Genomic DNA, 9553 nt, shown 5'->3' on the forward strand with positions numbered 1-9553 from the left:
CGGGTGACCGGCGTAGCGCCGGACGTCGTGAGAGCCTGCTTGATGCGTTACCCCAACAGGATTAAGTCTGATGTATGGGGGTGTCAACGGCCTGCTGAGTAGCGCACCTCACGCCCGGCCGGGCGACCCGGAAGCTTGACGATCGACAGGCGGCTCGGCAGCGCGGAGGCCGACGACCATGACCCAGCTCTCGCGCGGCGCGGTGAAGGACATCGTCGACCGGATCGGCTCGGACATCGTCTCCGGCACGATCGAGCAGGGAGCCATCCTTCCCAAGGAGGAGGAACTCGCCGCGTCCTACGGCGTCGGCCGCAGCACGCTCCGCGAGGCGGTGAAGGTGCTCTCGGGCAAGGGCCTCGTGCGGACGGCCCGACGGTTCGGGTCGCAGGTCTGCACGTCCGACGAGTGGAACTTCCTCGATCCCGACGTCCTCGGCTGGTACGCGGCAGCCCCGGTCAATGTCCCGGGGCTGATCCTTTCGATGATCGAGTTGCGCAGCGCCATCGAACCCGCCGCGGCCGGTCTCGCGGCAGCTAGGGCAAATCCGCGGGAGGCTGCGGCCATCATGCGCCACGCCGAGGCCCTCATGGCGAGCACGCGCGCAGTCGACCCCGCTTCCGCCTTCGAGCACGACATCGCCTTCCACATCGGCATCCTGCAGGCCACCCACAACGTGTTGTTTCGGGGGCTGTCGTCGTCCTACGAGGTGCTGCTGCGCGCCCAGTACCGCGCGGCGGAACCGCTGGTGTGGGGCGAGGCGCGGTACCGCCCTGACGACAAGCACATCCTGCTTGCCGACGCGATCGTCGCCCGCGATCCGGCCCGCGCCACGAGGGTGGCAAACGACATGATGCTCGTCATGCGTGACACCACCGAGCACATGGCGCGCCAGCTGGGCGTCGAGCCGGACCGGGTCCGGAGCGGCGGCCGCAGGGCCTCGCCCGCCGCCGTCGCCCAGCGGGGCTGAGGTCAGGCGGCGAGAGCCAGCTCAAGCACGTCCAGGCCCTCGTCGATGACGCTGTCCTCGGCCGTCAGCGGCACGAGGATGCGGATCGTGTTGGCATTGGTGCCGCAGGAGAGCAGGATCAGCCCATTCTCGTAGGCCTTGCGCACGACCTCCTTCGTCCGCGCCGCGTCAGGCTCGCGTCCGGCGCGGTCGCGCACGATGTCGAAGGCGATCATCGCGCCGGGGCCACGGACATCCGCGATGGCGACGAGGTCGTTGCGCGCCTTCGCCGTCTCGAGCCATCCCTTCAGCCGGGCGCCGATCGCGTTCGCACGCTCGAGCAGGCGCTCCTCCTCGAACACGTCGAGCACCGCCAGCGCTGCGGCGCAGGCGAGCGGATTGCCGGCGTAGGTGCCGCCGAGGCCGCCCGGCTCCGCCGCGTCCATGATGGCGGCCTTGCCGATCACGCCGGAAAGCGGGAAGCCGCCGGCGAGGCTCTTGGCCACGCAGATCAGGTCGGGGGCGACGTCGTAGTGCTCCATCGCGAACATGGTGCCCGTGCGCCCGAAGCCGGTCTGCACCTCGTCGGCGATGAGCACGATGCCGTGCTCGTCGCACACGCGGCGCAGCGCCCTCATGAGGGCCTCCGGGGCAGGATGGAAACCGCCTTCGCCCTGGACGGGCTCGATGATGATCGCGGCGATGCGCGACGGATCCGCATCGGCCTTGAAGATGAAGTCGAGGTACTTCAGAGCATCATCGACGGAGATTCCGTTCTGGTCGGTCGGGAACGGCACGTGCCAGACTTCCGGCATCGCCGGCCCGAGACCCTTCTTGTAGGGCACGACCTTGCCGGTGAGCGCCGAGGCCATGACGGTGCGTCCGTGGAACGCGCCGGTGAAGGCGATGACGCCCGAGCGCCCCGTGGCGGCCCGCGCGATCTTCACCGCGTTCTCGGTTGCTTCGGCGCCGGTGGTGAAGAACGCCGTCTTGGCGGAGCCGCCGACCGGCGCGAGCGCGTTGAGCCGCTCCGCGAGTTCGATGTAGGGCTCGTACATCACCACCTGGAAGCAGGTGTGGGTGAAGCGCTCCATCTGCTCCTTCACGGCCGCGATCACCTTGGGGTGGCAATGCCCGGTGTTGAGCACGGCGATGCCGCCGGCGAAGTCGATGTAGCGGCGGCCCTCGACGTCCCACAACTCGGCGTTGCGGGCGCGGGAGGCGGAGAGCGGCGTGACGTGGCCGATGCCGCGGACGACGGCGGCCTGGCGGCGGGCATGGAGCTCGGCATTGGTGGACATGGGAACGTCTCCAGATGATGGCGGAGACTGCTCCTTGCCCGGCGCCGCAACAATCAGCTTGTGCGCCCGACTGATGCATCCAGTGCAGCAGTCATGACGGACCCAGCACGTCCTTCAGCCATGACCGCAGCGTGACCATGGCGCGGTCGCGCCAGTGGCCGGCGGGCCCGACGAGGTAGTAGGCGCCCATGGGCGACGAGGGCGGCAGCGCATCCACGAGCCGCCCCGCGGCAAGGTCCTCCTCGACGAGCAGCCCGTTGGCGAGCGCGACGCCCTGCCCCAGGCGGGCCGCCTCGATGGCGAGGTGCGCATGCCACAGCCTCGGTCCCTTCAGCGGCGGCACCGGCGCGACACCCTGCGCGCGCAGCCAGTCCTCCCACTGCCGCGTCGACTCCTCGTGGACGAGGGGCAGGCCGAGCAGGTCTTCGGCCCGCGCGATCCTGTAGCGGGCAACGAAGGACGGGCTCGCCACGGCATGCACGGCCGGCTCTGCCAGACGCTCGGCACGACGGTTGGCAACCGGCTCGAACGCGGGGAGATACACGATCTCCGCGTCGGCCTCGCCCCGGTCGAAATCGGGCCGGGAGAGCGTCGGTTGCAGCACGACCTCGAGCGTGCGCAGCCGCCGCTGCAGGTCGGGCAGGCGGGGCAGCAGGCGGCGGTTGGCGAGGCCCGGGATGCACCAGATGACGAGGCTGTCGCGAGCGCGGGGCCGCGCCTCCTCGACTGCCCGCCGCAGGAGGTCGAAACCCTGCGACAAGGTCGCGTGGAAGCGCAGGCCGTCTTCGGTGAGGACGACACCCCTGCCCTGCGGGCTGACGAGGTCGACGCCGAGATCGGCCTGCAGGTTGTGCAGGTGCCGCGAGACGACCGTCGGACTGATGCCGAGTTCCTCCCCCGCCGCCCGCAGGCTGCCCGTGCGGCCGACGGCCTCGAACGCACGCAGCGCACTCAGGGATGGCAGGCGGGTCATGCGGCGTCAGGAACTCGCGGGGCCGTTGCCGCAAGTGTGACGGCCCGCCGCGGGGGATCAAGCACCTTGATCGCTCCGGCGGGCCAACCTGTCGTCAATAGGACCGCGGCAGCCCGAGCACGTGCTCGGCGAGATAGGAGAGGATGAGGTTCGTGGAGATCGGCGCCACCTGGTAGAGGCGGGTCTCGCGGAACTTGCGCTCGACGTCGAACTCCTCCGCGAAGCCGAACCCGCCATGCGTCTGGATGCAGGCGTTCGCGGCCTCGAAGGAGGCATCGGCGGCGAGCATCTTCGCCATGTTCGCCTCGGGGCCCGGATTGTGCCCCGCTTCGTAGAGCCGCAGCGCCTCCTGCACCATCAGCTCGGCCGCCCGCATGTTCGCGTAGGCCTTCGCGATCGGGAACTGGATGCCCTGGTTCTGGCCGATGGGCCGCCCGAACACGTGGCGGTCCCGCGCATAGCCCGTTGCCTTGGCGATGAACCACTTGGCGTCGCCCACGCACTCGGCGGCAATGAGGATCCGCTCGGCGTTCATGCCCGAGAGGATGTAGCGGAAGCCCTTGCCTTCATCGCCGATCAGGTTCTCGGCCGGCACCCTGAGGTTGTCGAAGAAGATCTCGGTGGTGGAGTGGTTCATCATCGTCCGGATGGGCCGGATCGTGAGCCCTTTGCCCAGCGCCTCGCGCATGTCGACGAGCAGAACGGAGAGTCCGTCCGTGCGCTTCATCCCCTCGGCGAGCGGTGTCGTGCGGGCGAGGAGCAGCATCAGGTCGGAGTGCTCGGCGCGGCTCGTCCAGATCTTCTGGCCGTTGACGAAGTAGTGGTCGCCGTCCCGACGCGCGGTGGTGCGCAGCGACGCCGTGTCCGTGCCGCTCGTCGGCTCGGTCACGCCGAAGGCCTGCAGGCGCAGCTTGCCCTCCGCGATCAGCGGCAGGTAGCGCTGCTTCTGCTCCTCGGACCCGTGCCGCAGCACGGTCCCCATCGTGTACATCTGCGCGTGGCAGGCGCCGCCGTTGCAGCCGGCCCGCTGGATTTCCTCCAGCACCGCCGCCGCCGCCGAGAGCGGCAGGCCCGAGCCGCCGTACTCCTCGGGAATGAGGATCGACAGGTACCCCGCCTCGGTCAGCGCCTGCACGAACGCCGTCGGATAGGCCATGCGCCGGTCGAGATCGCGCCAGTACTCGCCGGGAAAGCGGGCGCACAGCTTCGCCACCGCCTCGCGGATCTCGGGGTGGGACGGCGTCGTCGCAGGGTCCATCGTCGGCTTTCCTCCGGTGTTTCTCGCGTCATCGGCGTGAGGGCCGCGCGCGGGCGACACTCTGCCCTGCGGCGGCGGCTCCGTGAACAGGGTGCAGGGGTTGGCCGTTATGCGCGGCGGGCAGTCGAGGCGGCCGGCCTCAGGCGGCGCTCCGGCGGATCAGCGCCATGCGCAGGCACTCGCACACCACCTCGTCGCGCTGGTTCAGCGCCCGGTGGCGGAACGTCACGATCCCCGCGTCCGGCCGCGAGTTCGACGGCCGGAGAGCGACGATGTCCGTCTCGATGCGCAGCGTGTCGCCGATGAAGACGGGCTTCGGCATGACCAGCTTGTCATAGCCGAGGTTCGCGATCAGCGTGCCCAGCGTCGTCTCCGCCACCGAGATGCCGACCATCAGGGCGAAGGTGAAGGTGCCGTTGACGACGATGCGCCCGAACTCCGTCTGCGCGGCATATTCGGCGTCGAGATGCAGCGGCTGCGGGTTGTGCGTCAGCGCGCTCAGCAGAAGGTTGTCGGTCTCGGTCACCGTGCGCCGGATCGGATGCTCGATCCTGTCGCCCACGGCCCACTGGTCGAAATAGCGGCCTGTGATCATCGAGCCCCCCGACGCGGTGCTGGTGGCCCTCTTCGTAAGGGGTACGGACGGTATGTTTCAACCGCTCCTGCGCCCTGAGGGCTCACTCGACCTTCCAGCGGTAGCTCCACGTTTCGGTCAGTGGCTTGCCGCCGGAACGCAGGTCGACTTCCATGTAGATCGTGTCGTTGGGAATGCCCTTCACGTCCAGCACGGCCCGGAAGCCACCGGACTGCGGGTTCGGGATGACGAACGACCGGATGGTCTTGCCGCCGCGCACGACGGCCTGGAGGCTCACGGCATCCGGCGTGGGAAGCAGGCTGGAGAGGGTGCCCCCGGAAAAGTCGATGAGGAAGCGCCGGGAGCCGTGGTGCTTCTGCTCCCGCCACGCGCCGAGCGCGCCCACAGGCGCGTTGAACGTGTGCGCCACCTGACCGAGCGGCACCATCGCCGCGAAGTCGAGCCCGGCCGAGATGGTGTACTCGAACACCCGGGGCCGGCCCGGCTCGAGCGGCTCGTCCGGCAACCATGCCGCCACGATGTTGTCGGCCGTCTCGTCCCGCGTAGCGAGCTCGATGAGTTCGAGGCGGCCCTTGCCCCAGTCCCCGCGCGGCTCGATCCAGTAGCTCGGCCGCGACTGGTAGGCGAGGTCGATGTCCTGGTAGCTGGTGAAGCTGCGATCCCGCTGCATCAGCCCGAAGCCGCGGATGTTCGTCGTGTGGAACGGACTGACCTCCTGGATCTGGGGGTTGCGCAGGGGCCGCCAGACCCACCGCCCGTCATCGAGACGCATCTGCAGACCATCCGAGTCGTGCATCTCGGGCCGGTAGTCGTCGTAGCGGTTGCGGTCGTTGTAGTGCCGGTCGTTCTCGCCGATGAAGAACATGGAAGTCAGCGGCGCGATGCCGACGTCCTCGACCTTCTGGCGCGCGAACAGGGCCACGCGGACGTCGAGGCGCGTCACCGCACCTGGACGCAGGGTGAAGGTGTAGGCGCCCGTGAGCGAGGGACTGTCGAGCAGGGCGTAGAAGTCCAGCCGATCCTGCGCCGGGTCGGCTGCGCGCTCGGGGATCCGGAACCAGAACTCCCGGAAGAACGGGAACTCCTCGTTGTTGTCGAGCCGGCCGCTGCCGATCGACAGGCCCCGCGCCGACAGGCCGTAGACCTGGCCGCGCCCGAGCAGGCGGAAATAGCTCGCACCGAGGAACGAGATCAGTTCGTCGAACACGCCGGGCTTGTTGAGCGGGTAGTTCACCCGCCAGCCGGCATAGCCGAGGTCCGGCGGCAGCGGCGGATCGAAGACATGCTGGCCATAGTCGAAATCCGTCGCCGAATAGGGGATCGGCGAAGCCATGTCGCGATCGACGATGTTGAGCCGGACCGGCCGCTTGAAGAGATGGCCCAGGTGAAACGCCTGCAGCCGGAATCGACCGCCATCATCGTGGAACAGCGACGCGCCGCTGCGGAATCGAATCTCCCGCCAGGCGTCCCAATCCAGCGCATTGATCGAGGGAGGAACGCGACGGCCCGGAGGCTCGTGGGGGCGCAGCGCGAGGCGGCTGGCGCGATCCTCGACCACCGCATGGCCAAACCAGCGGGCCGCGAACAAGTTGTTGATGTCGGCCAGCCCGGCCCGCGGCATCAGTGCGAGCAGCGAGCCGGCGACGGCGGATCGCCTCGTGAGCTTCATGGTCCCCCGACCGCGCGAATCGCTTCCTATACCTGCCGACAGGTTATACCGGCAAAGCTCTGGTCCGGTTAACGTACAAGCCACGGCTGTGGATGGATCGGCCCGCCGTTCGCTCGCCGGTTGATCGCTTCGTCCGGAGGCGTCCGCGTGTCGTTCAGCCGCCCGGCTGGCACGCGTCGCCGGGGTCAGAACGTCGGAAACAGCGCCTGCAACTGGAAGCGCAGGGTCCACGTCGCGGCGTCGTTGGGACGCACGACGTTGTAGAACGCCTGCACCTGCGCGTTGATCGGCAGCTTGTCGACCTTGAAGAGCCGGCCGAAGCCGCCGCCGACCGGCACGGTCCACTGGTCGCCCGATGTTGCAAGCCAGTTGGACGTCACCACCGGCGAGCTGGTCAGGTACCAGCCGTCAGGCAGGTTGAAGTTCAGAAACGGCTGCACCAGCATCTGGTTGACGCGCTGGTTCTGCGTCCCTGCCCAGATGTTGTTCACGAGAACGCCGTAGACCCAGGGACCGTCGATCCGCAGCGCGACGGCGCTGGGGCCGCCGCCCCACTTGTTGACGCCCAGCACCTTGTCCGTCGCGGTGGGCAGCCACAGCACCGGTCCGACGCCCCAGATGATCTTGCCCGGCTCGGCCGGGGACAGGAAGAAGCTCGGCTGGATGTTGCCGAGCCCCGTGGCGCCGTCGAGCGTCGGCGAGACACGCGGCTGCCAGATGACCGGGGTCACCCAGCGCGTGATCAGGTTCCAGTCCGGCGTGATCTTGAACGGCACGACCGGCTGGATGTTCAGCACGTTCTGCGGCCGGCTGTAGGGCCCGGAGTTGAAGTTGGTGTCGTTCTGGAACGGCAGGCTGATGAGGTTGGCGACGGGGTTCTGCGCCGCCTCGCGCAACTTTTCGACAGACGTGGCAGCCCCGGCCGCAAGGTCCTTCACCTCGGGTGCCGGCGATGTCGGCGCCACGGCGGCGGGCTTGGCAGCGGGCTTCCTCGTGCTCTTCTGCGGAGTCGCCGCGCTGGCCGCCGCTGACCCCAGGGTCGCAAGCACAATCGCGCAAAGGACCATCAACTTCGCCATCACGCCCCTCCAACGTCGCGAGCGGCAGATGATAGCTTGAGCTGAACAGGACCGAGTTTCGTATAGCGGTCAACGAATGTGGTGCTCCGGTCATACGTCGGACGAATCGCGACGTCCCTCCGGCGCGCGAAGAACGGCGCGGAGGTGACCGAGCCGCTGCCGGGCTGATGAAGACGACGGAAGACGGTGGAGGCAGTCTGGGCCGTCGACGAGGCGTGCGTGACGGCCCGTCAGGCAAGGGCGGCGGAGGCGGGACGTCTGATCCTGCCTCCGCAATGGGTCAGTAGCAGGGGGGATAGGGGTAGTAGCCGCAGGGAGGCGGCGGATAGTACGGGCGGGCCGCCGCTGCGGCTGTCGCCCCGACCACGGCCCCGGCGGCAAGCCCGGCTGCGGCCGCTCCGTACCCGTAGGCCGGGTGGGCGTACCACGCCCCGTGGTAGACGGGCGCGTGCCAGTAGGCGCCACCCCGCCACGCACCACCGTAGCCGCCGAAATGGGCGACGCCGCCGCCATAGGGGCCGCGGACGGCCCACGCGTCGATGAAGACCGCCACCGGGCCGCCGGCCGTGAGCGTCCCCTCGAGCACCGAGACGTCGAAGGTGAGGGTCGAACCGTCGAGCTTCGGCGCCTTCAGCACGACGACGACATCCGAAACCTCGCCGGGGTTGGCGCCCAGCACGGAGACAGTCGCGTTGGGGGGATCCTTGGCAAAGCTGTCCTTGCCTTCGTCCCACTGCATCAGGAACTGCTTGATGGTCTCGTGGCCGGCCGCGCGCACCGGGCGGTCCGCGAAGACGATGGTGTTGCCGGAGACGCCGGTCAGCACCAGCTTGCCGGCGTCGAGCTTGGCCCCGGCGGCGTTGATCACGGCCAGGGACGGGACAGGCCTGTCCGCGTGGGGCACGCCGATCGACTTGGCGAGCGGGACGTGCTGCTGACGGGAATCCTGCGCACTGGAGATGCCGTGCGAGAGTGCGAGAGCGCCGGCAATGGCGATCGCGCGGATCGCCGTTCGACGAAGGTGGGCGGTCATGGCGTGCGTTGTTCCTCTGCTCAGGACCTGACTTCCGCAGCGTAGAGGAGCGGCATAGGCTCAGTTTGCGTTTAGGGGACGCGCAGACCCCGCAATCCTGAGAGACCCGGCCACTTCCACGCGGCGCTTTGCCTCGGTGCGCAGGCGTCACGGGGAAAAAACAAATTGCTGGTTGATGAATGTTTCCATATCATCATCAACGGGTTGCAGAGTAGACAACTCTGCAATGGGAGGGAGCCGATGATCTGGGGGACCATCGCGGCGATTGCCGTGTGGTGGTCGCGCCGCCGTGCGCGCGCCGACCGTCCGAGAGGGGATGAACAAGGCCCGTCCGGGTCGTTGTGACTGCCGGCAGGCTCGCCGCCGGCCCGCTCTTGGAGCGGGTCCCTGTCCGCAAAACGCAAACGTAACCTGCGCAGTTGCGATAATTTTGAGCGTGCAGGGGTGTCGTCCAAGCGATGGCCCTGCCCGGATTGGAATGGCTCGGACGAGATCCCGATCGACCCGGCAGCGCGCGCCGGGGCGGTACGCATGAGGCGGCGGCAGGGATGAGAAGAATCCGCGTTCCTTTCGACCCGGACCGTCCAACTTGAACCATGACTGCGCCCGCATGGCGGGCGCGACTCCGGAGATTGACGATGAAGCGTGTTTTCCTGCTCGCGACGGTGGCTGCCGTGATGGCCGCGCCGGCGTTCGCGG

Annotated in this window: 8 protein-coding genes; 1 reads left to right on the top strand and 7 read right to left on the bottom strand. The window is 68.6% G+C overall.

The features are described from left to right. Nucleotides 1-178: 178 nt before the first annotated feature. A complete protein-coding gene (locus ACX9GQ_RS20560) occupies nucleotides 179-967 on the top strand; it encodes a FadR/GntR family transcriptional regulator (protein WP_459631461.1) in 789 nt (262 codons plus the stop codon). Between the two features lie 2 nt (nucleotides 968-969). Here the strand turns inward: ACX9GQ_RS20560 and gabT are convergent, their stop codons facing one another. From gabT to ACX9GQ_RS20595, 7 genes are all read right to left on the bottom strand, one after another. Further along, entirely contained in the window at nucleotides 970-2247 is a 1278-nt protein-coding gene (gene gabT, locus ACX9GQ_RS20565; RefSeq protein WP_459631462.1) for a 4-aminobutyrate--2-oxoglutarate transaminase, read from the bottom strand. 91 nt (nucleotides 2248-2338) lie between these two features. Next, a complete protein-coding gene (locus tag ACX9GQ_RS20570; RefSeq protein WP_459631463.1) occupies nucleotides 2339-3220 on the bottom strand; it encodes a LysR substrate-binding domain-containing protein in 882 nt (293 codons plus the stop codon). A 94-nt stretch (nucleotides 3221-3314) separates the two neighbouring features. Beyond that, complete coding sequence (locus ACX9GQ_RS20575; RefSeq protein ID WP_459631464.1) at nucleotides 3315-4478, bottom strand: acyl-CoA dehydrogenase family protein; 1164 nt, start codon at nucleotides 4476-4478, stop codon at nucleotides 3315-3317. Between the two features lie 139 nt (nucleotides 4479-4617). Continuing rightward, nucleotides 4618-5070 (bottom strand): MaoC family dehydratase, encoded by a 453-nt coding sequence (locus ACX9GQ_RS20580; RefSeq protein WP_459631473.1) that lies wholly within the window; start codon nucleotides 5068-5070, stop codon nucleotides 4618-4620. An 85-nt stretch (nucleotides 5071-5155) separates the two neighbouring features. After that, nucleotides 5156-6742, bottom strand: a complete 1587-nt coding sequence (locus tag ACX9GQ_RS20585) for an OpgD/OpgG family glucan biosynthesis protein (protein ID WP_459631465.1) — start codon at nucleotides 6740-6742, stop codon at nucleotides 5156-5158. A gap of 185 nt (nucleotides 6743-6927) precedes the next feature. Continuing rightward, nucleotides 6928-7707 carry a hypothetical protein gene (locus tag ACX9GQ_RS20590; protein ID WP_459631466.1) on the bottom strand — a complete coding sequence of 260 codons (780 nt, stop codon included), beginning with the start codon at nucleotides 7705-7707 and terminating at the stop codon, nucleotides 6928-6930. Nucleotides 7708-8101: 394 nt separating this feature from the next. Continuing rightward, nucleotides 8102-8854 (bottom strand): hypothetical protein, encoded by a 753-nt coding sequence (locus ACX9GQ_RS20595; RefSeq protein ID WP_459631467.1) that lies wholly within the window; start codon nucleotides 8852-8854, stop codon nucleotides 8102-8104. Nucleotides 8855-9553: the final 699 nt, after the last annotated feature.

Source organism: Alsobacter sp. R-9, assembly GCF_054612375.1.